The sequence below is a fragment of the Rhodococcus sp. MS16 genome, from assembly GCF_013277795.1.
GTDB lineage: Bacteria > Actinomycetota > Actinomycetes > Mycobacteriales > Mycobacteriaceae > Rhodococcus_F > Rhodococcus_F globerula.
Map to the genome: position 1 here is coordinate 91,701 of NZ_VBTM01000006.1, position 26,956 is coordinate 118,656.

Below are 26,956 nucleotides of genomic sequence, written 5' to 3' on the forward strand. Positions count from 1 at the left end.
CGTAGAACGTCTCGCTCAGTCATCGTTGTCTTCTGCCGCATCGTCTTCCGAGCGAGGCGCACGCTGCACAAAAACCGTGCTGATGCGCACACGTCCACGGCCGGTGTTCGTTCCCTCACCGCGCAGGATCAAACCGTCGTACTCCACCTCGGATCCGGGTAGCGGCACCCGGCCGAGCACGTAACCGATCAAACCGCCGACGGTCTCGACTTCGTCGTTCTCGAGTTCCAGATCGAACAGTTCGCCGAGGTCCTCGATGGGCAGGCGCGCCGAGACGCGGAACATCCCGTCACCAAGATCTTCGACGGGTGGTGTCTCGTCTTCGTCGTACTCGTCCGCGATCTCGCCGACGATTTCCTCGATCACGTCCTCGATGGTCGCGAGGCCGGCAATTCCGCCGTACTCGTCGACGAGGATCGCCATGTGGTTGCGGTCGCGCTGCATTTCGGCGAGCAGGCTGTCGAGTGGCTTGGAATCCGGAACGAATACCGCCGGACGCATCACCTCACAGACATTGACACTGCGGCCGCCGTCGGGCAGGTGATAGGTCTGTTTCACCAGGTCTTTCAGGTACACGACACCAAGAACGTCGTCGACGTTCTCACCGATCACCGGTAGGCGCGAGTGTCCGCTGCGCACTGCCAACGACGTTGCCTGTCCGGCGCTCTTGTCGTTCTCGATCCACACCATGTCGGTGCGCGGCACCATGACCTCGCGGGCGGACGTGTCGCCGAGATCGAACACGGACTGGATCATGCGACGCTCTTCGTCGTCCACGACGCCGCGAGCCTGTGCCATGTCGACCAGTTCACGCAGTTCGATTTCCGACGCGAACGGCCCGTTCCGGAAACCTTTACCCGGCGTCAGCGCATTACCCAGAAGAATGAGAATGCGGCTGATCGGGCCGAGAAGAACACCGATCCACAACAGCGGCAACGACGCCGTCAGAGCAATCGAGTACGCATGTTGACGACCAAGCGTCCTCGGCCCGACACCGATCACCACGTACGAGACCAGCACCATGACAGCCGCCGTGGTCGTCAGAGCCCAGCCCATCGACATCACATCGATGAGTGCGCCTGCCAACACGACTGTTGCGGTGATCTCGCACAAAATGCGAAGCAACACCATGAGATTCACGTATCGCGGACGATCGGTCAGAATGCGTTGCACGCGCTCAGCGCCTGCTCGCTCCTCTTTTGCCATCTCGTCGATGCGTGCCGACGATATTGTGTTGAGCGCCGAATCCACGGCGGCGAAGAGTCCACCGACCGGGACCAGAGCAACGGCTAGTACCAACAGCGCGATTGCGCTACTCACTACAGATCCCCCGGCTGTTCGATTATCGGTCTGCGCCGTCGACGAACCCGGTCTTGCCGAGCAGTTTCTGATCTCGCTCCGCCAGCGCGGCCTCGCGTTCGATCCGACGCAAATCCTCGTACCACTCTTCGAGGAGACTGTTCTGCAGTCCGAACATCTCCTTCTCCTCTTCCGGCTCCGCGTGGTCGTAGCCGAGGAGGTGCAGCACCCCGTGGACCGTCAGCAACGCAAGCTCGTGGGCCAGTGAATGCCCGGCCTTGTCTGCCTGATCGGCCGCAAACGACGGGCACAGGACGATGTCGCCGAGCATCGACGGTCCGGGTTCCGGGGAGTCGGGGCGTCCGCCTGGCTCCAGTTCGTCCATCGGGAAGGACATGACGTCGGTCGGACCCGGAAGATCCATCCACCGGACGTGCAGATCTGCCATCGTCGCGGAGTCGACGAGAACCATCGACAGCTCGGCCGCCGGATGGACATCCATCCGTGCGATCACGAAACGGGCGACACTGATCAACTCCGGTTCGGAGATGTCCATGCCCGATTCGTTCGAGACCTCGATGCTCATGTGCGACGCTCTTTCCTGGGAAAAGTAGGGGTTGCTGCGTCGCTCAGCCTACCGTCGAGGTGAATGAGCATGCGCAGCGCGGCGTTGTGCTCGGTTGCCGAGCCTCGGCTCCCCGTCGCGATCCGTTTCGTGGCGTTCATAGGCGTCGACGATGTCGGAGACCAATCGATGGCGAACAACGTCGCTGCTGTCGAGCTTCGCGAAGTGGATATCGTTGATGCCCGTAAGGATTTCGGATGCCGCCCGTAGGCCCGATCGAGCACCACCAGGCAGGTCGACCTGCGTGACGTCTCCGGTGACAACGATCTTGGATCCGAATCCGAGCCTGGTGAGGAACATCTTCATCTGTTCGGCCGTGGTGTTCTGCGCCTCGTCCAGGATGATGAACGCGTCATTCAGGGTGCGACCACGCATGTACGCCAGTGGCGCTACTTCGATGACCCCGGCTGCCATCAACTTCGGAATGGCTTCGGGATCCATCATGTCGTGCAAGGCGTCGTGCAAGGGGCGCAGGTACGGATCGATTTTCTCGTGCAACGTGCCAGGCAGGAATCCCAACCGCTCGCCCGCCTCGACGGCCGGACGGGTCAGGATGATGCGTGAGACCGACTTGGACTGCAAGGCCTGCACAGCCTTGGCCATCGCAAGGTACGTCTTACCGGTGCCTGCCGGCCCGATGCCGAAGACGATGGTGTTCTCGTCGATCGCGTCGACGTAGCGCTTCTGGTTGAGCGTCTTGGGACGAATTGTCTTGCCGCGCCGCGACAAAATGTCGAGCGAGAGCACCTCGGCCGGGGACTCCCCGACCTCGTTGGTGAGCATGCCGATGGTTCTGCGGACGGCGTCGGGTGCGATGGGCTGCCCGCGCCTGGCCATCACGGCCAGCTCGGCGAATACCCGCTCCGCGAGAGCAACGTCGGCCGGTGTTCCGGACAGTGTGATGGTGCCGCCACGAACGTGAATATCGGCAGAAAGCTCACGTTCGATCGCGGTGAGATTTTCGTCCGTCGATCCCAGGAGTTGACGCACGGTCTCCGGCGCCAGGTCCATACTCGATCGGACGGTGCGCTCTGTGGGCAGAGCGCGCTCGGTAACGGTGGATGTACGGTTGCCGCCGAACTCACTGTGTTCACTCACGTGGAGAATATGGCCTGCTTCCTGGTCCGAAAGAGCCCGCTCGACCCGAGGGCTCCGATACTTCGAAGTCTAGCGCCCGAGTCCGACACCGCCCACTTGTTAATCCCCGGGCGCAACGGGCGGCACTGACTTTCGGATCCATTTCCAGGCGTCCGCGACTATCTCCGCGCTGCGTTCCGGGCTGATCCCGACCAGGACGAGACACACGATCGCGAAGGACTCTCCCGAGTCCGTGATCACCCCACTGTTTGCCTGGTCGAACAGCGTGATGGTCACCGATTCGGTCATCGCAACCAAGGTTTCGGCCGGCAGATAGGTCGAGAAGATACCTTCTCGCTGGCCTTGCTCGACAACCCTGATACTCAAGGCGCGAGCGGGTTCCATCAGGTCGAGGATGCGCTGCTCACCCAATTCCTTTCGGGCGAAACTGAGCAGCACCCGGAACCGATCTCCCACCGGCCAGGCCAACAACGCCAGCACGGCGGTCGCAAGTTCCGGGTTCTCTGGCGGCTCCCCCGCGCGACTCAATGCCGCCACCAGATCAGCGGACGCCTCGTCCACGATTCCGTTGATCAGGGCGTCACGGCTCTCGAAGTGTGCGTACACGGTCCGCCGCACGACGCCGGCGGCTTTTGCGACGTCGTCCATGCTGGCGTCGGGATCGACTGCAAATGCTGTGATCGCCGCTTCGATGATGCGACTGCGGTTCGCCCGCGCCTGACTGCGTCGCTGCCGCGTTGCCGGCACAGCAGTTCCCGATTCCGTCAACGCGTTGTCCACCTTCCTCGTGTGATCTACATCAATGATAGTTGCACAATGGTGTGCAAGTTATTAACTTACACAGCACTGTGCAAATAGATCAGAAACGGAGTCGCGCCATGACAACACTCGTGAGCAAACCGGTCACAGAAATGGACCAGCCGTATCCACGGCGATGGGCCGCGCTCGGGGTGCTGTGTCTGAGCTTGCTGATCGTGGTCATGGCCAACACGGCACTGATCGTCGCGGCGCCGGACATGACCCGCGACCTCGGACTCACCAGCACACAACTTCAATGGGTCATCGACGGCTACACGGTCCCCTACGCCGCGTTGATGCTGCTGTTCGGCGTGATCGGCGACAAGTACAGTCGTCGCGGTGCACTCCTCGCCGGACTCGCGGTGTTCGCCGGCGGCGCAGTCTTCGGCAGCATTGCCGACACCACCACCGCCGTCATCGCGGCCCGCATGATCATGGGCGTCGGTGCCGCGATCATCATGCCCGCGACGCTGTCACTCCTGGTCGCGACCTTCCCGAAATCCGAACGCTCACGCGCTATCGCAGCGTGGGCAGCCACCTCGGGTCTTGCCATCGCGCTCGGCCCTCTGCTGGCCGGGTGGATTCTCGAAAGCCATTCCTGGAGTGCCACATTCCTGATCAACGTCCCGATCGCAGCAATTGCGGCCCTGGCCGCCGTATTCCTGGTGCCGCCGAGCAAGGCCGAGCACCTCGGTCGCATCGACTGGATCGGCGGCGCGCTGTCGGTCGTCACCATCGGCGCACTTGTCTACTCGATCATCAACGGTTTTCACTTCGGGTGGACCGCCGGGCCTATCAGCGCAGCGGTGCTCGCCGCACTCGGCCTCGCGACGTTTATCGTCTGGGAACTGCGGCATCCCCAACCGCTACTCGACGTCCGTAAACTCGGTCAGCGTGTGGTCGGCGGCGCAACACTTGCCGTACTGCTTCTGTTCCTGGCCGCATTCGGCGCTATCTACTACATCTCGCAGCAATTCCAGTTCATTCTCGGATACGGAGCACTCGAGACCGGTGTCCGTCTGTTGCCCTTGGCAATTGCCGTGTCGATCGGTGCCGTGGTCAGCGGCCGGATCACCCCGCTGATCGGTGTACGCGCATCCATCGTCGGTGGCATGCTCATCGCTGCGATCGGCGTCGTCATCCTCACGCAGGTGGACGGTGACTCCGGCTACTGGATGTTCGCGGTCCCGCTGATCCTGCTCGGTCTCGGCATCGGCCTCAGTGAACCACCGGCCACCGACGCCATCATGGACAACTTCTCCGAGGACGATCTTGGCGGTGCCGGCGGTCTCAACGACACTGCCATCGAACTCGGCGGATCACTCGGAATTGCCATCCTCGGCTCGATTCTGGCTGCAAGCTACAAAGATTCGATTGCAGGATTCATCAGCGGAATGCAGGTCCCGCAACTGACCGGCGAACTGGCCGAGCAAGCCGCATACGCACTTGAAGTATCCGGAGAATCCGTCGGCGGCGCTTCCCTGGTCGCCGAAGAGATGGCCCACAATCCATTGGCCGCGGCTCGAGCGCAGCCGCTACTCGACGCAGCCGGTGCCGCGTATGCCGACGCGATCTCGGCCGCCAGTTGGGCGGGCGGCCTCGCACTGCTCGTCGGCGCGATCGTCGTCGCGTTCATCCTGCCGGGCAAAAAGGCTCTGGTATCAGTGTGACGTAGCCGGTGGGTCTTCTAGAACCAGTTCACGGGAGACCCTCCACGACTCGGCCCCGGGCGAGAGAAACGCATCGTGCCCCTCGCCCTCGACCACACGCAATGCCACGGGATCACCGGCTGCCTGCGCCGCTTTCACGTACCGCGCACTGACCTTGGCTGGGACTTGCAGATCATCGCTGCCCGTCACACATACGACGGGAACGCCGATCGGTAACCGATGTTGCGGCGACGCACTCCGATACAGATCCGGATCCGATTCGAAGGGGATGCCGAAAAGATCCTCGATGTAGCTGATCCGTCGACCACGCTCGGCCGCCGACGCAAGATCCAGTGCTGCGGCCTGCGCGACAACGCGCTCCGGGCGCGTGAACACGTCCTTCTCCCCCGCCAACCAGACTGCGAGGTGCCCACCGGCGGAGTGCCCGACAAGGCGAACCTTCGTCAGGTCGAATTCGATCTCGGTAGCTTCGGCCACAATCCCGGGAATCGCGTCGTACGCGGTTTTCACGTCTGTGGACATCTCCGGCCAGCCGCCGCCGGCCCCGAGGCGCCGGTACTCGATGTTCCAGACCGCCACACCAGCTCGCGCGAGTTCGACGGCAAACGCGGTGCCGAGGTTCAGCCCGTACTGCCCGCTCCAGAATCCGCCGTGGATTTGCATGACCACAGGAACTGGGCCGTCAACGGTGTCGGGAACGTACAGATGACCGAACTGCTGACCGTGGGAACCGTAGGAGATCTTGATCCGAGACACCAGGAAAACCTAGCTCAGGCGAGGGCGCTGCCCGCGGCCCACTGGTCCCAGGACAGGGTCCAGTCGCCGTTCTGCCACACCTCGAGCGGAGCGCCACCGGTGTTCTTGATCTCGACAACGTCACCGGGCTGTGCGAAGTCGAAGAACCATTTGGCATTGGCCGCACTGAGATTGAGGCAACCGTGTGACGTGTCGGTGTTGCCCTGAGCCCAGACGGTGCTTTCCAACTCGTGCAGATAGATACCGTCGGTGCTGATGCGCGTCGCCCAGTTGATGGTCTCCTTGTACCCGAGCCGCGAGTTGATGGGCAGACCGTACGTGGACGAGTCCATGATGACCGGGTTTGCCTTGTCCATGACGGTGTACGTGCCTGGTTGTGTCCAGAAGGACAGTGTGGTGTCGCCGATGGTTTCGGTTCCACCCATGCCCATGGACGTCGGCATTTCCTTGATCACCTGACCGTTTTCGTACACGGTCACCATCTTGGTGTTGTCGTCGGCAATGGAGATGTGGGAGTCACCGATCGTGAAGGCGACGGTGTCGTCCTGCTCGCCGTACAGACCCTTGCCTAACTCTTTGCCGTAGATGTTTGCGCTCACCGACACCGTGGTTCCCGGCGTGTAGTACTCCTGCGGGCGCCAGTGCACGTTCTGACTGTCCACCCAGTACCAGGATCCGGTGACCGGCGGATTGGTCGTCACCAGTAGCGACTTCTCGGCAGCGGCCTTGTCTCCGATCGATTCGTCGAAGTGAACCGCAACGACGGTGCCGACGCCGTAAGTGCCGCCCTCGGAGATCGACGCGCCGCCGGTCGTGTTGATGTATGCGCGCGTTTGATTGCTCGGGGCGACCGTCGTGAGCGTCGTATTCTTGGTTGTGGCAACACCATTCGAGTCGACTGCGTCGACAACCAGGTCGTAGGACTTGCCGTAGCCGAGTGGCTCACTCGGCTTCCACGCGGTCTTGTCCGGCGTGATGATTCCGGCGACGTCCTTACCCTCAGAGTTCGTGAGGGTGACACTCGTCAACGTGCCTTTGGCGACCTCGACGGTGATGGGGTCGAGCGGGTTGATCGGAGTGCCGCCTTCTGCAGGCGACACCGAGATGACAGCGACGCTGGTTGCCGTGGTGGCAACAGCACTCGCAGCCGGATCGGCCTTGTCGTCAGTGGATACGGTGCACCCCGCAGCCAGCATCATTGCCGCGACGGCAGCCACCGCGCCTGCAACTCGCTTGTGCGCACGTGAGCGCATCATTCCTCCTGAGATTTCCGAACGAACCCGCGGAACGCCGCCGGGCAATTCAACGATAGTGGTCATGGCTGACACTTCGCTGAGCGCAAGGTCTCAATTGGCTTCAGATCACATACCGATCAGTGCAGCGGTCGTGGTCCCCAGCGATCGGTCAGAACACCGATGGCCCCCAATGCAACTGCGCCGGCCGTCGAGGTTCGCAGCACAGTGGGGCCGAGTAGCACGGGGGTTGCGCCCGCCTCCGAGAGTGCAGCGATTTCCGAGTCGTCGAGCCCACCTTCAGGTCCGACAACCAGAAATACTTCTTCCGCACTTGCCAGGGGAAGTGCCGCCAGCGCAGTGGTGGCCGACTCGTGCAGAACAGCTACCACGGCGCCGCGCGCAACGGCTTCGCGAACCACCGCAACCACAGCCGCGGTCTTGTGCAGCTCAGCGATCTCCGGAACAAATGCCCGGCGCGACTGCTTGGCCGCCGACACCGCGGCACTACGCCAACGAGCGACGCCTTTGGTGAGCTTCGCGCCTTCCCATTTGGCGACGCACCGCAGTGACTGCCACGGAATGACGGCGTCGACACCGGCCTCGGTGGCCAACTCGACAGCCAACTCGGAACGCTCCGCCTTCGGCAATGCCTGAACGAGTGTCACCAGCGGCTTCGGTTGCTCGAGTACCTGTACGTCACTGACCAGAAGTTCCAAGCGGTCTTTCCCGGCTGCGGTCACCTCGGCGTCGGCGACGCGGCCACGGCCGTCAGCCAGTACAAGGCGCTCACCGACACCGATCCGGCGGACGGTCGCCGCATGGCGACCCTCCGGACCGTCCAGAACCGCAGTCTCACCGACGCCCGGAACGGGGTCGAGGAAAAAGACCGTCGCAGCCACTGTCAGCGGCCGCTGAATGCTTCGCGAAGACGCGAGAACAACCCGCCACTGTTCTGCGACCCGGTGGAGACAACTTCGGCCTCGTCACGATCGCGGAGCAACTTGAATTCCTTGAGCAACTTGGACTGCTTGTTGTCGAGGCGGCTCGGGATGACCACTTCGAGGTGAGCGTGGAGATCGCCGCGCGTACCGGACCGCAACTTCGGCATACCGTGTCCGCGAACAACGGCGACGTGACCGGGCTGAGTTCCCGGCTCGATGACGATTTCCTTGGGGCCGTCGATGATGGTGTCAACGGTGACCGTCGTACCCAGCGCCGCATCGACCATGGGGACACGAATGGTGCAGTGCAGATCTTCGCCGTCGCGGACGAAGACCTCATGCTGCTGCTCGACGATCTCGACGTACAGGTCGCCGGGATGTCCACCGCCGGGGCCGACCTCACCCTGCGCGGTCAAACGGATACGCATGCCGCCTGCAACACCCGCCGGAACCTTCACGGTGATGTCGCGCTTCGCACGCACGCGGCCGTCGCCACCACACTTGTGGCACGGATCGGGAATGGTCTCGCCGGCGCCGCGGCACGTGGGGCACGGACGCGACGTCATGACCTGGCCGAGGAACGAACGCTGGACAGACTGCACTTCACCGGCACCGTTACACGTCTCGCAACGGACAGGCTTGGAATCACCGTTCGTGCCGGCGCCCGCACAGCTGTCACACAGAATCGCGGTCTCGACGGTGACGTGCTTACTGACGCCCGTCGCACATTCTTCGAGAGTCAGTTTGGTGCGCAGCAGGGAATCAGCACCGGGTTGCACGCGTCCGCGAGGTCCACGGCCTGCGCCACCGCCGCCACCGAAGAACGCTTCGAAGACGTCACCGAGGCCGCCGCCACCGAATCCACCGCCGAAGCCGCCACCGCCGCCCCCACCGGATTCGAGGGGATCGCCGCCGAGGTCCACGATGCGACGCTTCTCCGGATCGGTGAGAACCTCGTACGCCGTCGAGATCTCCTTGAACTGGGCCTGCGCTGCCTCGTCCGGGTTGACGTCAGGGTGCAGTTCGCGAGCCAGCTTGCGGTATGCGCGCTTGAGTTCCTGATCGGTCGCGTTCTTGTCGACGCCGAGCAATCCGTAGTAATCCCGTGCCACGTTTTTTCTCTCGTCCTTCTCTTACTTCTAGTTTTCCTCGTACCTCACGAAGAGGAACGTCGGCCTGCGGCGACGCACGTCATCGTTCGGAGAGGACTTCGCCGATGTATCTGGCAACGGCGGCAACCGATGCAATTGTTCCCGGATAGTCCATCCGAGTGGGACCGAGCACACCGACACCACCGAAAACGGTACCGGCCGCACCGTAGCCCGTCGAAATCACGGAGGTCCCGCGCATTTGCTCGACCTGAGTTTCTTCACCGATCCGGACGGTGACCATCCCGGCGTTCTGGGTCGATGCCAGCAGCTTCAGCACCACCACCTGCTCTTCGAGCGCTTCGAGAACCGCCCGCAACGAACCCGGGAATCCGGCCAGGCCGGAGAAGTCGGAGGCGTTGCGCGTCAGGTTGGCCGTTCCGCCGAGGACAAGACGCTCCTCGGGATGCTCGACCAGCGTCTCGACCAGGATCGTCGCGGACCGGACAACGGCGTCGCGCAGATCGTCGGGAGCCTCGTCGGCCAGTTCGGAGACGGCGATGGAGGCTGCTGCCAGACGCTTGCCTTCCAGCGCGCCGCCCAGCAGTGCACGCAACCTGGACAGATCCTCGTCCACCAGAACGTCACCCAACTCGACGATGCGCTGATCGACGCGCCCGGAGTCGGTGATGAGAACGAGAAGCAACCTCGCCGGGGTCAACGCCACCACTTCGAGATGACGGACCGACGACGCCGAGAGTGTCGGGTACTGAACTACGGCTACCTGCCGGGTCAATTGAGCCAGCAGACGCACACCGCGTCGCAGCACGTCGTCGAGGTCGACGCCGGATTCCAGAAATTCCAGAATGGCGCGGCGCTCGGGCCCGGACAGCGGTTTGACGTCGGCTATGCGGTCGACGAACTCACGGTATCCCTTGTCTGTCGGCACGCGCCCAGAACTCGTGTGGGGTTGGGCGATGTAGCCCTCGGCTTCGAGAAACGCCATGTCGTTGCGCACGGTGGCACTCGACACACCAAGGTTGTGACGCTCGACCAGAGCCTTCGATCCGACCGGATCCTGCGTGGAAACGTAGTCCGCGACAATTGCGCGCAGAACCTCGAATCGCCTGTCGTCGGTACTCGACATCGTTGCGACCTCCGTTTCCCGCGCGCTGTGTGCACTGATCTCAACTGGCAGTCTAATCGCCCGAGCGCCAGTCTCGGGTGGTGGCCTTACTGTGGAGTCATGATTTTCAAGGGCGTGATGGACGGCAAGCCGTATCCCGACCACGGACTGTCCCTTCGTGACTGGTCCAAATTTCCGCCGCGTCAGGTCCGGCTCGACGAGATCGTGACCACCACCAAGGTCCTCGAGCTTGACCGCCTTCTGTCGGAGGACTCCACGTTCTACGGCGATCTCTTCCCACACGCCGTCCAGTGGAAGGGCACCTTGTACCTCGAAGACGGCCTGCACCGGGCGGTGCGTTCAGCACTGCGGAATCGCGTCGTTCTCCATGCGCGAGTCTTCGACTACGACGCGATGCCCGGAATTATCGAAGGTTCGCACTAACCGATCTGCAGCGACGCAAGGAGGACGGGATCAGCCTGGCCGGGCCAGGTACCGGTAAGGGTAGGTCCGCGGAACTCTGCTTCGACGTCGACCACTCTGTACACCGTCAGTTCCAGCGTCCCGGATGTGATCGTTGTTGCCGAACCCATCGTTGTTGCCGAACCCATCGTTGTTGCCGAACCCACGGTGGAGCAGTTCACCGCCCCGATCGACGGAACGTCTCCGGACCCGCTACCCAACACATGTGTTGTGACCTCACGGGCATTGCCGGGGTCAGCGAACTCCAGCGCCGCTTCGGTTCCTCCGGTGACGATGGTCGTTGCCAGTGCGCGGACGTACACCGGATCGCAGCACGCGTCGTACACCCAGCGCTGCCCCAGGACGGAATGGTCCATGGTGGAGACCAGGAAGGCTTCCGCCCCGACTAGTGGAGCACCTCGATACGTGAGCGGGATCTGGAGAACCGCTCCGTCCGCAGTGCGGAGCAGATGCGTCTCGATGCCGACCTCGCCGTCCGGATCATCGAAGCGGTACGCGTCGATGTGCTCGAGGCTCGAGGTATCGGCGGATCCGACCCACGGTTGCCCAGGCACCCAAGCACTGAGCAGTTCGATCTTCGACGGATTCAATTGCGCACTGTGTATGAGGGCCACGCAGGTGAGGTTACTGCGACAGCGCGGTTACTGCGATGACGAGTAGCGCCGCACTGCAATCGGGATCGCGACCGCTAGCAGCACCGCAGTCCACCCGAACGCCGCGGCAACGGGATGCTGCATGGGCCACGATGCATCGGGCGCAACACTGGTACCCGAACCGAACAGCTCACGCAGCGCCGCGACCACCGCACTGACGGGATTCCACTCGGCCACCGTTGCAACAACACTCGGCATGGTCTCGGTGGGGACAAAGACGTTCGAGAGCATGATCGTCCCGAAGATCAGCGGGGCGAGCTGTTGGAGCAACTGCTCGTCCCGGATGGCACTGCCGAGCACGATCCCGAGCCACGCGAGTGCCCACCGGAATGCGACGAGCAGCACTAGCGCAAGCGCCACGTCTGTGGCCGACGCGTCGATCCGCCATCCCGACAGATACCCGACTCCCGCCATAGCGGCCAAAGCCACTGCGCCGGTGACGGTTTCCGCCAGTGCCAGACCCGCAGGCATAGCAACAGGATGGATGGGCAATGCGCGAAGCCTGTCGGTCAGGCCGCTGTGCAGATCGGCATTCACTGTCGAAGCGGTGACCACCAAGCCCATCGACGCAACAAGGACAAGTACACCCGGAGTGAGATACGACCGATACGCGACCCCGTCGGCGCCACCGGACAGTGCACCACCGAAAACGAAACCGAACAGCAGCATCATGCCAAGGGGCGCAGCAAGAGTTACTGCAACCAGTGCGGGCGCGTGGCGATACACCGCAACGATCCGCATGAACAGAATTCGGGTGCCGGTAAACGCCGAGACGGCACTTCGGGTGGGCGTGGTCATGCGGAAATCCTCTCGCTGGTGTGGCCGGTGAGGGCCAGGAAGGCGTCGTCGAGTGTTGCCCGGCGACGCCCGATGTCCTGCACGGCAATTCCGGCGTCGTCGAGCGCCCGCAGTATCGGCAGCAGCGCGATCGACTGCCCGTCGAAGGCAAAGGACAGTTCCGTCGCCGAATCGTGAGAAGCACCTGGCCGGCCGCCGAATCGCCCGACAATCTCGGTGACCTCAACACATCGGTGCTCGTCGGCGATCACCACGTCGAGACCTGTTCCCACAGCCTCGACGATCTCGTCCGGGGTTCCGGCAGCAACTACTTTTCCGGCGTCGATGATGGTGACGCTGTCCGCCAGCTTGTCGGCCTCGTCGAGGTATTGGGTGGTCAGTACGACGGTCGTGCCGTCGTTCACGAAACTTCGTACGTATTCGTAGATTTCGTGTCGGCTTCGCGGATCGAGACCCGTCGTCGGTTCGTCGAGGAACAGAACGGCCGGGCGCACCACCATTCCCGCGACGATGTCGAGTCGCCTTCGCATGCCGCCGGAATACGTCTGCACCTGCCGGTCGGCAGCATCGAGGAGTTCAAATCTTTCTAGTAGTTCCCCCACATGCAGACGCGCAGCCTTAGCCGCATATCCATTGAGCCGAGCAAACATAGCGAGATTCTCGGCGCCGGTCAGACGAGGATCCACGGCATGAAATTGTCCGACCAGTCCGATGTTCTTCTTCACCTGCGCGGCGGCCAGGACTGTGTCGAAACCGAGAACACGAGCGCTGCCCGCACTGGGCCGCAACAGCGTGGCAAGCATCCGCACGATCGTCGTCTTACCGGAACCGTTCGGTCCGAGCAACGCATGAACAGTCCCCGCGGGGACGCTCAGATTCACACCGTCGACCACCGTGCGCTTTCCGTAACACCTGGTGACTGATTCCACTTCGATAGCCGGCACGTCTACCTCCTCAATTGGGAACACTGTTCGCAATTAGAGAATAGACAACTGCGAACAGTGTTCGCAACTACCGAAGTGGGGCATGCTTGGTGCTATGACCAACGCCGGACCACCGGCCTCGCTGTGGCTGCGAGGCGAGGACACCAAACGAGGACCCCGCCCGGCTTACACGCTGGAACAACTTGCCGACACCTGCGTCCGAATCGCCGACGACCAGGGGCTCCGCGCAGTGTCGATGCGCGGTGTCGCACAAGAACTGGGCACGGCCGCCGCGTCGTTGTACCGGTACGTCAACGGCAAGGACGACCTGATGGCACTCATGGCCGACTCCGTCGGGGCCGAATACGACTACCCGCCACTGACCGGAGACGTGCGCACCGACGTCCTCGCCATCGCCGTGCAGTCGCGGGCGATTCACCGCCGACACCCTTGGCTCAGTCAGATCCAGCCGACCGGCCTCGGCCCGCAGTCGATGCGCTACCTCGACCAGATGGTCGGCGCGCTGTCACCGACCGGCCTGAGCGCACCAGCGACGATGACCGGAATCGCACTACTCACAGGCTGGGTTACCAGCTTCGCAGCGCAAGAATCTGCGGGAATGTCCGCCCGCTCCTCTGCCAACAGCGGGGCCGAACACATCGGCGCACTACTCGCCCACGGCGACTATCCGCACCTGGCGGCACTGTATGCGAGCACCGATATCAGCACACCCACAACAGAATCAGCACCCACAACAGAATCGATAGACAACAACACGGCATTCGAAACCGGAATCGACGCACTACTGTTCGGCATCGCCCCGAATAATTGAGCCCCCACCACCACATCGCAGTGGCCAGTTTCGTCCACACGCACATAGTGGCCAAAAATGGCCCTAAATAATGCGTGCTTTTGACCCAACTGTCCGTTATCTTTGCTCAGTGGTTACCGACGGTGCCACACCGCCCCTGTGCGGGATTTTGCCGCAGAGAGGCACAGCCATGGTTCACCGGCGCCGATTACGCCCTGTCAGTCGTTTACAGGGTCTCGCCGTCGTATTGACTGGAGGTGTGCTCACTCTTGCTGCTGTGACAATCGCTGCGGCCGGACCAGATGACATGCCGGTCGAACCACTCGGAAACGTGGCCTCCTGGGGATGGGACGGCTCCGCCCTCGCCGCAAAGACCCCTCGAGGTAGTGGCTTCACCGCCTACGCCGAAGGCGGCAGCCATTCGCTGGCGCTGAAATCCGACGGCACCATCACATCTTGGGGAAACGACGGCTCCAAGCTGGTCACGAACACCCCCACCGGTAGCGGCTTCACCGCCATCGCCACCGGCACCTACCATTCGGCGGCACTGAAATCCGACGGCACCATCACATCCTGGGGCTGGGACACCTACAAACAGGTCACGAACACACCTACCGGCAGCGGGTTTACCGCCATCGCCGCCGGAGACAGCCATTCGGTGGCGCTCAATGCCGACGGCACCATCACATCCTGGGGAGACGACGGCTTCAACCAGGTCACGAACACCCCCACTGGAAACGGCTTCACTGCCATCGCCGCCGGCAACTACCACTCGGTGGCATTGAAATCCGACGGCACCGTCGTCTCCTGGGGAGGCGACAGCCACCGGGTGGTCACCGGCTCTCCTCGGGGCAACGGTTTTACTGCGGTCGCCGCCGGCGCACACCATTGCGTGGCACTGAAATTCGACGGCACCATCACCTCGTGGGGCTGGGACAACGACAAGCAGGTCACGAATACGCCCAGGGGTAGCGGCTTCACCGCCGTCAGTGCCGGCGCCAACCATTCGTCGGCCCTGAAATCCGACGGCACCATCATCTCCTGGGGCGATGACAACTTCACTCAGGTGACAAACACCTACCCGAAGTAGCTACTCAGGTCAGTACCGTGCGGATGACGGCGTCAGCAAGCAGCCGACCACGATCGGTCAGGATCAGATGGCCGTCGTCGACGATCGCCAAACCGTCGGCGACAACCTGATCGGCCGAATCATGTTCGGACACAGTTAATTCCGATAATGGCAGGCCGGTGCGCAACCGTGCGGTCAGCATCACCCGCTCCATGTGAATGTCGTCGGCGGACAGTTCCTCACTGCCACCGACGGGCAGTTCACCCTGTGCGAGTTGCTCCGCGTAGCGCGCCGGGTGCTTGACGTTCCACCACCGCACTCCGCCGACGTGACTGTGCGCGCCGGGACCGGCACCCCACCAGTCGCCGCCGTCCCAGTAACCGAGGTTGTGACGGCAACGGGTATCCCCGGATTCGACCGTTTCCGCCTTCGCCCAATTGGAGACCTCATACCAGGACAATCCAGCCTCGGACAGCCGCGCGTCGATCCGTTCGTACCGCGACGCCAACACATCGTCGTCGGGCGCGGGCAATTCACCACGGCGAACCTTGCGCGCCATCGCAGTGCCGTCCTCCACGATCAGCGCATAGGCCGAGACGTGATCGACGTCGGCGGAAAGAACTGCATCCAAGGAAGCATCGAGATCAATATCCCGCTCCCCCGGCGTTCCGTAGATCAAGTCGAGGTTCACGTGCGCAAACCCTGCCGCGCGCGCCTCTTTTGCGGCCGCTACTGCCCGGCCCGGTGTGTGCGTGCGGTCCAGGATCTTGAGCACATGCTGGGCCGCCGACTGCATACCGAGAGAAATTCGCGTGAAACCGGCGCTGCGCAGGGCGTCGAAAAACTCCGGCGACGTCGATTCGGGATTCGATTCCGTCGTGACCTCGGCACCGGGAGCCAGACCGAAACTGCTCCGTACTGCCTCGAGCACCTCGGACAGACCGTCGCCGCCCAGCAGCGACGGGGTTCCGCCACCGACAAACACCGTCTCGGCCGCCGGTGCTCCGGTCATCTGCGCCGCGAGGTCGAGTTCGCGTTTGAGCCCTTCAAGCCAGGACTGCGGCGACGCCGAGGTCCCCAACTCGCCCGCGGTGTACGTGTTGAAGTCGCAGTAGCCACATCGCGTCGCACAGAACGGGACGTGGACATAGATCCCGAACGGCCGCGTCCCGACGCCCTCGAGCGAGCGAGCGGGCAACACGAAGGGGGTTGTAGCGGTGACATTCACTCCACCAGTCTCCCAGCATCGCGCGTGCCGACCTATTCGCCGACCTGGCCGGACCACCAAGTCCCCTGAGCACGCTATTTCCCCCATTTTTCGTGGAAATAGGTCCCCGAGTCGGAATTATCGAGTTGACGTGGCACAATGGTCCGCATGACCGGACCAGGAGTACGACTTGTGGCGCGTCGCCACGTCGACTTCAAGCGCGTGTGCAGTTCCACGTGTCTGCACTGCTGTTGCTGTTGATCTTCAACTGATCAACAAGCCTTCCCCGCTCATCTCCACCTGTTTCCCCAGCCTTCAGCGTTTCCGCTGCCTGCTTGGTGAGCACATCTGCCGGCCGCAAGCCTTTCGAGCCCGAGGACAGCCCCCTCACTCGACACGGTCCGGTGCACCCCGATCGGACAGAGTCACAATGCTGCAGCGTTTGCGTGCCTCGTGCCTGATCAACACCGCCGAAGATCCAGGAGTTCATCGATGACGTCGACAACCGACGCCGCCCCGACTGCCGATTCGGCAGCGCCCGCCGAGGCACGGCCCGCTCGCGCTGCTCGCCCCACGAAGCAGCGCGCCGAAGGTCAGTGGGCCCTCGGATACCGCGAGCCGCTCAACGCCAACGAGCAGGCCAAGAAGGACGACAACCCGCTCAACGTGCGAGCGCGCATCGAGAACATCTACTCGAAGCAGGGTTTCGACAGCATCGACAAGAGCGACCTGCGCGGCCGGATGCGGTGGTGGGGCCTCTACACCCAGCGAGAGCAGGGATACGACGGCACCTTCACCGGCGACGAGAACCTCGATCTCCTCGAGGCCAAGTACTTCATGATGCGAGTGCGCTGCGACGCCGGCGCTCTCAACGTCGAGCAACTGCGCACCATCGCCGGTATCTCGAAGGAGTTCGGCCGCAACACCGCAGACCTGTCCGACCGTGAGAACGTTCAGTTCCACTGGATCGAGATCGAGAACGTCCCGGAGATCTGGAAGCGTCTCGAAGACGTCGGACTCAAGACCACCGAAGCCTGCGGTGACTGCCCCCGCGTTGTCCTCGGTTCTCCCCTGGCCGGCGAATCGTTCGACGAAGTCCTCGATCCCACTCCGGCGATCGACGAGATCGTGCGCCGCTACATCGGCGACCCCAAGTACTCCAACCTGCCGCGCAAGTTCAAGACCGCCATCTCCGGTCAGCAGGATGTTGTTCACGAGATCAACGACATCGCCTTCATCGGCGTGAACCACCCCGAGCACGGCCCCGGCCTCGACCTCTGGGTCGGCGGCGGACTCTCCACCAACCCGATGCTCGCGCAACGCGTCGGCGCCTGGATTCCGCTCGACGAGGTTCCCGACGTCTGGGAAGGTGTTGTCTCGATCTTCCGCGACTACGGCTACCGTCGTCTGCGCGCGAAGGCCAGGCTCAAGTTCCTCATCAAGGACTGGGGCATCGAGAAGTTCCGCGAAGTTCTCGAGACCGAGTACCTGAAGCGTCCGCTCATCGACGGTCCCGCACCGGAGAAGCCCACGCGCCCGATCGATCACGTCGGCATCCAGAAGACCCGAAACGGCCTCAATGCAGTCGGTTTCGCGCCGATCGCCGGCCGAGTGTCCGGCGATATCCTGGCGCAGGTCGCCGACGCGGCAGAGAAGGCCGGCAGCGACCGGATCCGCTTCACCCCGTACCAGAAGCTCATCATCCTCGACGTTGCAGACAACACGCTCGAGCCGCTGATCGCCGACCTCGACGCACTGGGCCTTCCCGCCCGTCCGTCGCACTGGCGCAAGAACCTGATGGCCTGCTCCGGCATCGAGTTCTGCAAGCTCTCGTTTGCCGAGACCCGCAAGCGCTCGCAGGTTCTCGTTCCGGAACTCGAAGAACGTCTGGCCGACATCAACAGCCAGCTCGACGTGCCGATCACCATCAACATCAACGGCTGCCCCAACTCGTGCGCCCGCTCGCAGGTCGCGGACATCGGCTTCAAGGGCCAGCTCGTCGACGACGGTGACGGGAATCAAGTGGAGGGTTTCCAGGTTCACCTGGGAGGCAGCCTCGGATTCGACAGCGCCTTCGGACGCAAGCTGCGCCAGCACAAGGTCACCAGCGTCGAGATGGGTGACTACATCGACCGCGTCGTACGTCAGTTCGCGAAGAACCGCAACGAAGGTGAGCGGTTCGCCGAATGGGCAGTGCGAGCAGACGAAGGAGATTTGCGATGACAGTGGACATTTCGCGAGCAACCGTCGACGAGCTTCGGGCGATCGCCGAACGCGGTGCCGTAGAACTCGACGGAGCCAGCGCGCAGGAACTGTTGCAGTGGACCGAGGACACGTTCGGCGACTCGTACATCGTTGCATCGAATATGCAGGATGGAGTGCTGGTTCACCTTGCCGCACAGGTACATCCGGGCGTCGACGTACTTTTCCTCGACACCGGCTACCACTTCCCCGAGACCATCGGCACGCGTGACGCTGTCGAGCAGGTGTACGGCGTCAACGTCATCAACGCTCGCGCATTGGCAAGCGTCGGTGAGCAGGACATCGCGGAGGGCAAGGACCTCTTCGCCCGCGATCCCAACCGTTGCTGCGCACTTCGCAAGGTCGCGCCGCTCAAGCAGACGTTGTCCGGCTACAGCGCCTGGGTTACCGGCATCCGCCGCGTCGAAGCTCCTACTCGCGCCAACGCTCCGCTGATCTCCTTCGACGAGGGCTTCGGACTCGTCAAGATCAATCCGATCGCTCCGTGGTCGGACGAGGAGATGCAGAACTACATCGACACCCATTCCATCCTCGTCAATCCGCTTGTCGACGAGGGCTATCCATCCATCGGCTGCGCGCCCTGCACCAGCAAGCCAGCCCCCGGCAGCGATCCGCGTAGCGGTCGTTGGGCCGGTGCCTCCAAGACAGAATGCGGGTTGCACGCATCATGACAGTTGACTTGACACTTTCACGTCCTCAGCTCGACGGCACACAGTTCGATACTCTCGACGCCCTCGAGTCCGAAGCGATCCACATCTTCCGAGAGGTGGCCGGCGAGTTCGAACGCCCGGTCATCCTGTTCTCGGGCGGCAAGGACTCCACGGTGCTTCTGCACCTGGCGATCAAGGCCTTCTGGCCTGCACCGCTGCCATTCACGCTGCTGCACGTCGACACCGGCCACAACCTGCAGGAAGTCCTCGACTTCCGTGACCACGTCGTGGCGAAGTACAACCTGCGCCTGCACGTGGCCAGCGTCGAGGAGTACATCGCGGACGGTCGCCTCACCGAGCGTCCCGACGGTATCCGCAACCCGCTGCAGACCGTTCCGTTGCTGGACGCGATCTCCGAGAACCGCTTCGACGCCGTCTTCGGTGGCGCTCGCCGCGACGAAGAGCGGGCCCGCGCCAAGGAGCGAATCTTCTCCTTGCGCAACGCTTTCGGCCAGTGGGATCCCAAGAAGCAGCGCCCGGAACTGTGGAACCTGTACAACGGTCGCCACTCCCCCGGCGAGCAGGTCCGCGTCTTCCCGCTCAGCAACTTCACCGAGCTCGATATCTGGCGCTACATCGCCCGCGACAACGTCGAACTCGCCAGCATCTACTACGCACACCAGCGTCCGGTGTACCAGCGCGACGGCATGTGGATGACCCCCGGCGTCTGGGGCGGACCGGCCGAAGGCGAAGAGCTGCAGACCCTTTCGGTGCGTTACCGCACCGTCGGCGACGGTTCGACCACCGGTGCTGTTCTCTCCGATGCAGCCGACAATGAAGCCATCCTGGCCGAGGTTGCGGCATCACGTTTGACCGAGCGCGGCGCGACCCGCGGCGACGACCGAGTTTCCGAAGCGGCCATGGAAGACCGCAAGCGAGAGGGCTATTTCTGATCATGAGCGACTTGCTGAGACTGGCAACTGCCGGCAGCGTCGATGACGGAAAGTCCACCCTCGTGGGCCGCCTGTTGTACGACACCAAATCCGTTCTCGCCGACCAGATCGACGCCGTGACCCGCGCGTCGGTGGACCGCGGCCTCGATACCCCTGACCTCTCGCTCTTGGTCGACGGTCTGCGCGCCGAGCGTGAGCAGGGCATCACCATCGACGTGGCGTACCGCTACTTCGCGACCCCCAAGCGCACGTTCGTGCTGGCCGATACACCAGGCCACGTGCAGTACACCCGCAACACGGTCTCCGGAGCGTCGACGGCTCAGCTCGTGATCCTGCTGGTCGATGCCCGCAAGGGTGTCATCGCGCAGACTCGTAGGCACGCAGCGGTTCTCGCCTTGCTCGGTGTCCCGAAGCTCGTTCTCGCCGTGAACAAGATCGACCTCGTCGAGAACCCCGAAGAGGTCTTCACCTCGATCTCCGCAGAGTTCAACGAACTCACCAGCTCACTGGGCTGGGCAAGCGAGGACGTCGTCGAGATCCCGGTGTCGGCTCTGCACGGCGACAACGTCGCCATCCGCTCGGACAAGACCCCGTACTACACCGGCCCCACGCTGATCGAGCACCTCGAGTCGATTCCGGTCGACGCCGAGCCGCACCGCGTCGGCCTGCGATTCCCGGTTCAGTACGTGATCCGCCCGCGCACCGCGGAGTTCCTCGACTACCGCGGATATGCCGGCCAGGTTGCTGCCGGTTCCGTCGTGCCAGGAGACGAAGTGGTGATCCTGCCTTCGGGTACGCGCACCACCGTCGTCCGGATCGACACCGCCGACGGTGAACTGGATGTCGCTCACGCCGGGCGCAGCGTCACGCTGATCCTGGCCGACGACGTCGACGTCTCCCGCGGCGACACCATCGCGTCGCCGTCGGACGCACCCGAGCCCATCGGCGAATTCGACGCCACCGTCTGCTGGCTGGCCGAGAAGCCGCTTCGCCCAGGTGCACGCTTGCTGCTCAAGCACGGCACGCGCACGACGCAGGCCATCGTCGGCAGCTTGGTGGAGCGCTTCAACGAGCAGGATCTCACCACGGATCAGGGCCCGGAAACACTCGAGCTCAACGAGATCGGCAAGATCTCGATCCGGGTAGCCGAGCCGATCGTGGCCGACGACTACGCCGTCAACCGCCACACGGGCAGCTTCCTGTTGATCGATCCCGCTGGTGGAAACACTCTCGCAGCCGGCCTGGTCGGCGACGTCATTTCCGCTGTCGAATTGGGCGAGCGCGTCTAAGAAGATGGTTCCGCTCATTGCTGTTGCACACGGAAGCCGTGATCCCCGTTCCGCTCGGGCGATCACGGCTGCCGTGGCGGCTCTTCGTGAAGCCCAGCCAGGTCTCGATGTCCGGCTGGCGTTTCTCGATCTCAATGCGCCGTCCATCGATCAGGTCCTTGACGGTGTTGCACACGACGGCCACACTCACGCCGTTGTTGTTCCGATGTTGCTGGGCCACGCTTTCCACGCCCGCGTCGACCTGCCCGGGCTCCTCGCAGCGGCCACACTGCGCCACCCGCAGTTGACCGTGACCCAAGCCGAGGTACTGGGTCGTGACGATCGATTGATCGAGGCGCTGCGGGAGCGAATTCTCGAAGCCGGTGCGCATCCCGACGATCCGTCGGTGGGTGTAGCGGTTGCCGCGGTCGGCTCGTCCGACGCGGAAGCCAACTCCGCAACTGCCGAGATTCCCGGCGCCCTCGCTACCGGAACGAAGTGGTCCGGTGTTCGAGTCTGTTTTGCCACCTCGGCGCAGCCCAGCGTGGGGGCCGCAATTTCCGCACTCCGCGAAGGCGGCGCCAACCGCATCGTTGTTGCGCCATGGTTTCTTGCACCCGGCCTTCTGACCGATCGCCTCAGTGCTGCCGCAACTACCGCTTTCGGCGGCACGGTTTTTGCAGACACCATCGGTGCCCACGCCCTGCTGATCGAGACGATGATCGACCGATACAACGCCGCTGCTGAAACTCTTCCCGGCCGGTTGATTCGCTCCGCCTGAGCAATTTCACAGGCCGTTATCAGATTGTTACCGTACTGTTGGTTCCACCAACCAGTTGGGAGCAAGACGATCACTCACAATTTCCGTCTCGGCACCGCCGGCGTCGCCTGGGTCCTGTCCGTCCTGTATCTACTGGTCGAGATCCTCACAGCCGGCGCCTGGAAGACTCCCTACAGTTTTGCGCGTGATTCCATCAGTTCGCTGGGCGTCACAACCTGCAGCACCGATTCGTGTTCACCGCTACACGACGTGATGAATGCCGCGTTCATGATCCTCGGCGCACTCACCATTCTCGGAGCAGCGTTGCTGCACAAGTACATTCCGGACGGTCGCACGAAGAAATGGATACTGGGACTGGCAGTCGTCGTGGCCTTGAGTACCGCTGCCACCGGAATGTTCCCCGCCAACGACGGAACCTTCGTCCACTGGACTGCTGTCCTGCCCGGATTTGTCGCCCGCCACGCCGTCCTCGTGCTTCTCACCGTCGCGTTCTGGAACCACCAGCGGTGGATCGCAGTGTGGTCAGGCCTTTGCGCGGCAACAGGACTCGTCGGTGCTGTCCTTCTCCTCGGCCGAACCCTCACCTTCGGACTCGGTGAACGTCTCACGCTCTACCCGCTTCCCATGTGGATGGCCGTCACAGGCGTCGCAGCGATCCTCGCCCTGATGCGCAGAACCGTTCTGAAAAACGTCGACATGACACTTCTCGGTAACGGATTCATCACTGCCCTGCTGTCATTGCGGCCACGTCGATCGCTGCCCCCGGTCTCCACCGACGTGCTTGCCCGGCGGGCAAAGGCTTCCGTGTAGCGAACCCGAGGCGAGCAGGGACACACTGGAAGGAGGCGACGCGAGGAGACTCCCATGACCAGTGCATCTGTTCGACACGGAATCGTGGCCGGAATCGACGGCTCCCCCGGTGCGGTGAACGCTGCGCGATGGGCGGCGTCTGCGGCCCGGAAATTCGACGAACCGCTGCGCCTGACACATGTGCTGCGCGGACAACCGGATTTCAGCGAAGGCGGCGCCGTGACCGACGAAGAGATGTTCGATCGTCACGTCCGTACCGAAGGTGCGAAGTTGGTCGAGGAGGCCGAGAACGCCATTCGTGACGACCACACCGACGTCACCATCGAGCGTGTATTCGTCTCCGGCACCACGGCGGCAGCGCTCGTCGAACTCTCGAAAACCGCACGAATCCTCTCGCTCGGACAAGCCGGAACCACCGAGATGCAGTCGGTGTTTCTGGGATCCGACACGATCAGAGTGGTGAACCGCGCCCATTGCCCGGTGACCGTCTTCCGCGGCAGCAGCGACCACGCCACCACCGACACCAGGCCCATCGTCGTCGGTATCGACGGCAGCAAACTCAGCGAACTCGCCACCGGCCACGCCTTCGAGTTTGCGGCGTTTCTCGGTGTGCCCCTCGTTGCCGTCCACACCTGGAACGAACACGCCTCGCTCGGGGGCTACTCGGAAGCGCGGCGGTTCACCGATTGGGGTCCGTACGAGGAGCACGAAAACGCGCTGCTCTCCGAATGCCTCGCCGGCTGGACCGAGAAGTACCCCGAGGTCGAGGTCACTCGCAGCGTGCAGAGAAGTGGACCGATGAAGGCGCTTCTCGAACATTCAGCCGAGGCTCAACTTGTTGTCGTGGGAAGCCACGGTCGAAGCCCGTTCATGGCCTCGATCGTGGGATCCACCAGTCAGAGCCTCATTCACCACGCCCAGTGCCCGGTGATGGTGTGCCGCGAGGGGTGAGAAACCGCGTCACACCTGGCCGACGAGGCTCACAACCGTCGGAGAGTCCACCGGCTCTTCCGGAAGGTCCGGAACCCGAGTCGCACGGGCGTACACCGTCTCGCCGGCTTCCAAATGCAGGGCAGCACTGTCTCCGCGCGTGACCTGAGCTGAGAACAGCTCCCCCGTCGCTTCGTTGCGCAGGTCCACACGAACCTCGAAGCCCAGGTACACCACACGTTCGACCGTCGCCCGGGTGACGCCGAGCGATTCTGCGGTTCCGGCTTCCTGAGCGAGAGCCATGCTGGGGTCGCGGCCGAGCCGGATGTCGTGCGGGCGCACCAACTGGCCGTTGAGCTTGGCGACAGATCCGAGGAAGGACATCACAAAATCGTTGGCCGGACGATCGTAGAGGTCGGCAGGTTCACCGATCTGCTCGATCCGTCCCTTGTTCAGCACAGCGATGCGATCCGCGACATCGAGGGCTTCCTCCTGGTCGTGGGTGACCAGAACCGTCGTGACATGCACTTCGTCGTGCAACCGGCGGAGCCAGGTGCGCAGGTCTGCACGAACTTTCGCGTCCAGCGCGCCAAAAGGCTCGTCGAGCAGCAGCACCTGCGGATCGACGGCAAGGGCACGCGCCAATGCCATCCGCTGACGCTGACCACCGGACAGCTGTGCCGGATAACGATGCTGGAAGCCGTCGAGGCCGACGATCTCCAGAAGTTCGTTGACTTTCTTCTCGATCTCCGGCTTCGGACGCTTACGGATCTTGAGACCGAACGCGACGTTGTCGCGAACCGTCATGTGCTTGAACGCAGCGTAATGCTGGAACACGAACCCGATGTCACGCTTCTGCGGGGAGACGCCGGTGACGTCTTTTCCCGCAATCGTGATGGTGCCGGAATCGAGTTGCTCGAGACCCGCGATCGACCGCAATAGCGTCGACTTGCCGGAGCCACTCGGCCCGAGCAGTGCGGTCAGGGAACCGGACGGGATGTTGACGGACACGTCGTCGAGCGCCGCGAAGTCACCGTAGTTCTTACGCGCCCCGGTCACAGTGATCATGTGTTGCTCCTCTTGCGGTCCAGCAGCGTCATCAGCAACAGGACAATGATGGCGATGCCCATCAGCAGAGTAGCTGCCGAATACGCACCAAAGGTGTTGTGATCGTCGATGTATCGCGAATGCACGAGCAAGGTCAACGTCTGGGATACCCCGGGGAAGCCCGACGACACCATGATGACAGCCCCAAATTCACCGAGAGAGCGGGCAACGGTCAACACGATTCCGTAGGTCAAGCCCCACCGAATTGCGGGCAACGTGATGCGCCAGAACGTCTGCCACCCCGAAGCACCGAGCGTCGCCGCGGCCTGCTCCTGCTCGTCACCGATCTCGTGCAGGACGGGTTCGACCTCACGGACGACAAACGGCAACGTGACGAAGATGGTTGCGAGCACCATGCCAGGCAATCCGAAGATCACCTTGAATCCCAAGGACTCGATTCCACCGAACCATCCGTTTGCGCCCCACAGCAGGATCAGCGACACACCGACCACAACAGGCGAGACCGCAAACGGCAGGTCGACGACGGACTGCAAAACACCGCGACCGGGAAAACGCCCGCGCACCAAGGCAAGTGCGGTGACAATTCCGAAGATCACGTTGATCGGTACCACGATCACCACGATGAGCAGCGACAGATTCAGTGCCGAAATCGCCGCAGGCGTCGTGATCGAGTCGATGAACGCGCCGATCCCGTTCTCGAACGTGCGCGTCAAGATCACGCCGATCGGCACCACAAGAAGAACGAACAGGTACAGCAGCGCGACGGACCGCAGTCCGATCCGCGATTTAGTGGAAATGTTCATCAGCCGCGTTCCTCACGTCGTTGACCCCGAGAAGAGAAGAGACGCAGCACGAACAGCGTCACGAACGCGATGAGCAGCAAGGCCACCGACACCGCAGCAGCATTGGTCGGACGATCGATTTCGATCTGCTGCTGAATGTACTGCGACGTCACCTGCGTCACGCGCGGAATGTTGCCGCCGATGAGAACCACCGAACCGTACTCACCGATCGCTCGCGCAAACGCCAGGCCGGCTCCTGAGATCACGGCAGGAGCCAGCGTCGGCAACACAACGGAACGGAAGATCGTCCAGTTGGACGCGCCCAAAGACGCTGCCGCTTCCTCGACTTCACGATCGACCTCCATCAGAACCGGCTGCACCGAACGCACCACAAACGGCAGCGTCACGAATGCCAGCGCGACGATCAGGCCGGGCTGGGTTGCGTTGAGGTGAATGTCGATCGGTGACTGCGGCCCGTACAGCGACAGCAGCACGATCGACGCCACGATGGTCGGCAACGCAAACGGCAGATCGATCATCGCGTTCACAATTCGCTTGCCCGGGAACTCGTCTCGCACAAGCACCCACGCGATGATCGTGCCCATCACGACGTTGATCAACGCCACGACGATCGAGGCGAACAGCGTCACCCGCAACGACGCCAGCGCGACCGGTGCGGTGATGGCGTCCCAGAACCCGGCGATACCGTCGTCGAAAGCGGTGACGGTCAGCGCCGCGAGCGGCAGCAGGACGATGATGGAAAGCCAGAGTGTGGCCACGCCGATGCCGAGTGGCCCGACGCTTCCCGTGACCCGCGCGAGTTTGGGTTTGCGGGTCACGGGTGTGCGTTCAATGGTGTCGGTCACGGCAGT

At 63.0% G+C, this 26,956-nt stretch carries 27 protein-coding genes; 11 read left to right on the forward strand and 16 right to left on the reverse strand.

What is annotated here, in order from left to right:
• Window positions 1-15: 15 nt before the first annotated feature.
• The 4 genes from FEZ60_RS18245 to FEZ60_RS18260 all read right to left on the reverse strand — a co-directional run bounded on the left by FEZ60_RS18245 (window position 16) and on the right by FEZ60_RS18260 (window position 3,802).
• Window positions 16-1,320 (reverse strand): hemolysin family protein, encoded by a 1,305-nt coding sequence (locus FEZ60_RS18245; RefSeq protein ID WP_116102885.1) that lies wholly within the window; start codon window positions 1,318-1,320, stop codon window positions 16-18.
• A gap of 22 nt (window positions 1,321-1,342) precedes the next feature.
• Complete coding sequence (ybeY, locus tag FEZ60_RS18250; protein WP_033232989.1) at window positions 1,343-1,885, reverse strand: rRNA maturation RNase YbeY; 543 nt, start codon at window positions 1,883-1,885, stop codon at window positions 1,343-1,345.
• A gap of 48 nt (window positions 1,886-1,933) precedes the next feature.
• Window positions 1,934-2,935 (reverse strand): PhoH family protein, encoded by a 1,002-nt coding sequence (locus FEZ60_RS18255; RefSeq protein ID WP_230590069.1) that lies wholly within the window; start codon window positions 2,933-2,935, stop codon window positions 1,934-1,936.
• 186 nt (window positions 2,936-3,121) lie between these two features.
• Window positions 3,122-3,802: a TetR family transcriptional regulator gene (locus FEZ60_RS18260; protein WP_172936688.1), complete on the reverse strand. Its 681-nt coding sequence runs from the start codon at window positions 3,800-3,802 to the stop codon at window positions 3,122-3,124.
• Between the two features lie 98 nt (window positions 3,803-3,900).
• Between FEZ60_RS18260 and FEZ60_RS18265 the strand changes: the two genes are divergently transcribed.
• Entirely contained in the window at window positions 3,901-5,490 is a 1,590-nt protein-coding gene (locus FEZ60_RS18265; RefSeq protein WP_172936689.1) for an MFS transporter, read from the forward strand.
• Here the strand turns inward: FEZ60_RS18265 and FEZ60_RS18270 are convergent.
• The 5 genes from FEZ60_RS18270 to hrcA form a co-directional block, all read right to left on the reverse strand.
• Window positions 5,482-6,246, reverse strand: coding sequence for an alpha/beta hydrolase (locus FEZ60_RS18270; RefSeq protein WP_033232985.1), 765 nt, complete (start codon window positions 6,244-6,246; stop codon window positions 5,482-5,484). The two genes, FEZ60_RS18265 and FEZ60_RS18270, sit on opposite strands and share 9 nt — an antisense overlap.
• A gap of 14 nt (window positions 6,247-6,260) precedes the next feature.
• Window positions 6,261-7,499 carry an Ig-like domain-containing protein gene (locus tag FEZ60_RS18275; protein ID WP_172936743.1) on the reverse strand — a complete coding sequence of 413 codons (1,239 nt, stop codon included), beginning with the start codon at window positions 7,497-7,499 and terminating at the stop codon, window positions 6,261-6,263.
• Between the two features lie 119 nt (window positions 7,500-7,618).
• Window positions 7,619-8,380, reverse strand: coding sequence for a 16S rRNA (uracil(1498)-N(3))-methyltransferase (locus FEZ60_RS18280; RefSeq protein ID WP_095885920.1), 762 nt, complete (start codon window positions 8,378-8,380; stop codon window positions 7,619-7,621).
• A gap of 2 nt (window positions 8,381-8,382) precedes the next feature.
• Window positions 8,383-9,534 carry a molecular chaperone DnaJ gene (gene dnaJ, locus FEZ60_RS18285; protein ID WP_172936690.1) on the reverse strand — a complete coding sequence of 384 codons (1,152 nt, stop codon included), beginning with the start codon at window positions 9,532-9,534 and terminating at the stop codon, window positions 8,383-8,385.
• A 79-nt stretch (window positions 9,535-9,613) separates the two neighbouring features.
• Complete coding sequence (gene hrcA, locus FEZ60_RS18290; RefSeq protein ID WP_033232979.1) at window positions 9,614-10,657, reverse strand: heat-inducible transcriptional repressor HrcA; 1,044 nt, start codon at window positions 10,655-10,657, stop codon at window positions 9,614-9,616.
• A gap of 99 nt (window positions 10,658-10,756) precedes the next feature.
• Here hrcA and FEZ60_RS18295 point away from each other — a divergent pair, with 99 nt between their 5' ends.
• On the forward strand, window positions 10,757-11,080 hold the full coding sequence (locus tag FEZ60_RS18295) for a type II toxin-antitoxin system VapB family antitoxin (RefSeq protein ID WP_033232977.1): 324 nt from the start codon (window positions 10,757-10,759) through the stop codon (window positions 11,078-11,080).
• Here the strand turns inward: FEZ60_RS18295 and FEZ60_RS18300 are convergent.
• The 3 genes from FEZ60_RS18300 to FEZ60_RS18310 are packed head-to-tail and all read right to left on the reverse strand — an operon-like array spanning window position 11,077 to window position 13,514.
• On the reverse strand, window positions 11,077-11,733 hold the full coding sequence (locus tag FEZ60_RS18300; protein WP_172936691.1) for a hypothetical protein: 657 nt from the start codon (window positions 11,731-11,733) through the stop codon (window positions 11,077-11,079). The genes FEZ60_RS18295 and FEZ60_RS18300 overlap by 4 nt on opposite strands.
• Before the next feature lie 27 nt (window positions 11,734-11,760).
• Complete coding sequence (locus FEZ60_RS18305) at window positions 11,761-12,570, reverse strand: ABC transporter permease (RefSeq protein WP_033232975.1); 810 nt, start codon at window positions 12,568-12,570, stop codon at window positions 11,761-11,763.
• The gene (locus FEZ60_RS18310) at window positions 12,567-13,514 is read right to left on the reverse strand and encodes an ATP-binding cassette domain-containing protein (protein WP_346343384.1); all 948 of its coding nucleotides are present in this window, start codon (window positions 13,512-13,514) and stop codon (window positions 12,567-12,569) included. The genes FEZ60_RS18305 and FEZ60_RS18310 overlap by 4 nt, the downstream gene beginning before the upstream one ends.
• Before the next feature lie 94 nt (window positions 13,515-13,608).
• On the opposite strand from FEZ60_RS18310, the gene FEZ60_RS18315 reads away from it, so the two are divergent.
• Window positions 13,609-14,325, forward strand: coding sequence for a TetR/AcrR family transcriptional regulator (locus FEZ60_RS18315; RefSeq protein WP_033233178.1), 717 nt, complete (start codon window positions 13,609-13,611; stop codon window positions 14,323-14,325).
• 256 nt (window positions 14,326-14,581) lie between these two features.
• Window positions 14,582-15,394, forward strand: a complete 813-nt coding sequence (locus FEZ60_RS18320; protein WP_165826307.1) for a hypothetical protein — start codon at window positions 14,582-14,584, stop codon at window positions 15,392-15,394.
• Window positions 15,395-15,398: 4 nt separating this feature from the next.
• Here the strand turns inward: FEZ60_RS18320 and hemW are convergent, their stop codons facing one another.
• The gene (gene hemW / locus FEZ60_RS18325) at window positions 15,399-16,601 is read right to left on the reverse strand and encodes a radical SAM family heme chaperone HemW (protein ID WP_033232973.1); all 1,203 of its coding nucleotides are present in this window, start codon (window positions 16,599-16,601) and stop codon (window positions 15,399-15,401) included.
• A 471-nt stretch (window positions 16,602-17,072) separates the two neighbouring features.
• On the opposite strand from hemW, the gene FEZ60_RS18330 reads away from it, so the two are divergent.
• From FEZ60_RS18330 to FEZ60_RS18360, 7 genes are all read left to right on the forward strand, one after another.
• Window positions 17,073-18,803: a nitrite/sulfite reductase gene (locus FEZ60_RS18330; RefSeq protein ID WP_033232972.1), complete on the forward strand. Its 1,731-nt coding sequence runs from the start codon at window positions 17,073-17,075 to the stop codon at window positions 18,801-18,803.
• Window positions 18,800-19,513 carry a phosphoadenylyl-sulfate reductase gene (locus FEZ60_RS18335; RefSeq protein ID WP_045066981.1) on the forward strand — a complete coding sequence of 238 codons (714 nt, stop codon included), beginning with the start codon at window positions 18,800-18,802 and terminating at the stop codon, window positions 19,511-19,513. The genes FEZ60_RS18330 and FEZ60_RS18335 overlap by 4 nt, the downstream gene beginning before the upstream one ends.
• Window positions 19,510-20,445 (forward strand): sulfate adenylyltransferase subunit CysD, encoded by a 936-nt coding sequence (cysD, locus tag FEZ60_RS18340; RefSeq protein WP_033233176.1) that lies wholly within the window; start codon window positions 19,510-19,512, stop codon window positions 20,443-20,445. Before FEZ60_RS18335 ends, cysD begins: the two co-directional genes overlap by 4 nt.
• 2 nt (window positions 20,446-20,447) lie before the next feature.
• Window positions 20,448-21,734 carry a GTP-binding protein gene (locus tag FEZ60_RS18345; protein WP_033232967.1) on the forward strand — a complete coding sequence of 429 codons (1,287 nt, stop codon included), beginning with the start codon at window positions 20,448-20,450 and terminating at the stop codon, window positions 21,732-21,734.
• Between the two features lie 4 nt (window positions 21,735-21,738).
• Window positions 21,739-22,494 carry a sirohydrochlorin chelatase gene (locus FEZ60_RS18350; protein ID WP_172936692.1) on the forward strand — a complete coding sequence of 252 codons (756 nt, stop codon included), beginning with the start codon at window positions 21,739-21,741 and terminating at the stop codon, window positions 22,492-22,494.
• Window positions 22,495-22,608: 114 nt separating this feature from the next.
• A complete protein-coding gene (locus FEZ60_RS18355; protein WP_242484706.1) occupies window positions 22,609-23,304 on the forward strand; it encodes a DUF998 domain-containing protein in 696 nt (231 codons plus the stop codon).
• Window positions 23,305-23,358: 54 nt separating this feature from the next.
• A complete protein-coding gene (locus FEZ60_RS18360; RefSeq protein ID WP_045066976.1) occupies window positions 23,359-24,255 on the forward strand; it encodes a universal stress protein in 897 nt (298 codons plus the stop codon).
• A 9-nt stretch (window positions 24,256-24,264) separates the two neighbouring features.
• On the opposite strand, the gene FEZ60_RS18365 is transcribed toward FEZ60_RS18360, so the two are convergent.
• The 3 genes from FEZ60_RS18365 to cysT are packed head-to-tail and all read right to left on the reverse strand — an operon-like array spanning window position 24,265 to window position 26,950.
• Window positions 24,265-25,302, reverse strand: coding sequence for a sulfate ABC transporter ATP-binding protein (locus tag FEZ60_RS18365; protein ID WP_033232961.1), 1,038 nt, complete (start codon window positions 25,300-25,302; stop codon window positions 24,265-24,267).
• Window positions 25,299-26,105, reverse strand: a complete 807-nt coding sequence (gene cysW, locus FEZ60_RS18370; RefSeq protein WP_033232959.1) for a sulfate ABC transporter permease subunit CysW — start codon at window positions 26,103-26,105, stop codon at window positions 25,299-25,301. The genes FEZ60_RS18365 and cysW overlap by 4 nt, the downstream gene beginning before the upstream one ends.
• Entirely contained in the window at window positions 26,105-26,950 is an 846-nt protein-coding gene (gene cysT / locus FEZ60_RS18375; protein WP_033232957.1) for a sulfate ABC transporter permease subunit CysT, read from the reverse strand. Before cysT ends, cysW begins: the two co-directional genes overlap by 1 nt.
• Window positions 26,951-26,956: the final 6 nt, after the last annotated feature.

Coding starts and splice junctions, on each gene's coding strand:
- FEZ60_RS18275 (WP_172936743.1), bottom strand. CDS start 7,499: ATGCGCTCACGTGCGCACAAGCGAGTTGCAGGCGCGGTGGCTGCCGTC.
- cysD (WP_033233176.1), top strand. CDS start 19,510: ATGACAGTTGACTTGACACTTTCACGTCCTCAGCTCGACGGCACACAG.
- cysW (WP_033232959.1), bottom strand. CDS start 26,105: ATGAACATTTCCACTAAATCGCGGATCGGACTGCGGTCCGTCGCGCTG.
- FEZ60_RS18305 (WP_033232975.1), bottom strand. CDS start 12,570: ATGACCACGCCCACCCGAAGTGCCGTCTCGGCGTTTACCGGCACCCGA.
- FEZ60_RS18265 (WP_172936689.1), top strand. CDS start 3,901: ATGACAACACTCGTGAGCAAACCGGTCACAGAAATGGACCAGCCGTAT.
- FEZ60_RS18345 (WP_033232967.1), top strand. CDS start 20,448: ATGAGCGACTTGCTGAGACTGGCAACTGCCGGCAGCGTCGATGACGGA.
- FEZ60_RS18330 (WP_033232972.1), top strand. CDS start 17,073: ATGACGTCGACAACCGACGCCGCCCCGACTGCCGATTCGGCAGCGCCC.
- FEZ60_RS18295 (WP_033232977.1), top strand. CDS start 10,757: ATGATTTTCAAGGGCGTGATGGACGGCAAGCCGTATCCCGACCACGGA.
- FEZ60_RS18255 (WP_230590069.1), bottom strand. CDS start 2,935: ATGGACCTGGCGCCGGAGACCGTGCGTCAACTCCTGGGATCGACGGAC.
- ybeY (WP_033232989.1), bottom strand. CDS start 1,885: ATGAGCATCGAGGTCTCGAACGAATCGGGCATGGACATCTCCGAACCG.
- FEZ60_RS18360 (WP_045066976.1), top strand. CDS start 23,359: ATGACCAGTGCATCTGTTCGACACGGAATCGTGGCCGGAATCGACGGC.
- FEZ60_RS18335 (WP_045066981.1), top strand. CDS start 18,800: ATGACAGTGGACATTTCGCGAGCAACCGTCGACGAGCTTCGGGCGATC.
- FEZ60_RS18365 (WP_033232961.1), bottom strand. CDS start 25,302: ATGATCACTGTGACCGGGGCGCGTAAGAACTACGGTGACTTCGCGGCG.
- FEZ60_RS18315 (WP_033233178.1), top strand. CDS start 13,609: ATGACCAACGCCGGACCACCGGCCTCGCTGTGGCTGCGAGGCGAGGAC.
- FEZ60_RS18350 (WP_172936692.1), top strand. CDS start 21,739: ATGGTTCCGCTCATTGCTGTTGCACACGGAAGCCGTGATCCCCGTTCC.
- hrcA (WP_033232979.1), bottom strand. CDS start 10,657: ATGTCGAGTACCGACGACAGGCGATTCGAGGTTCTGCGCGCAATTGTC.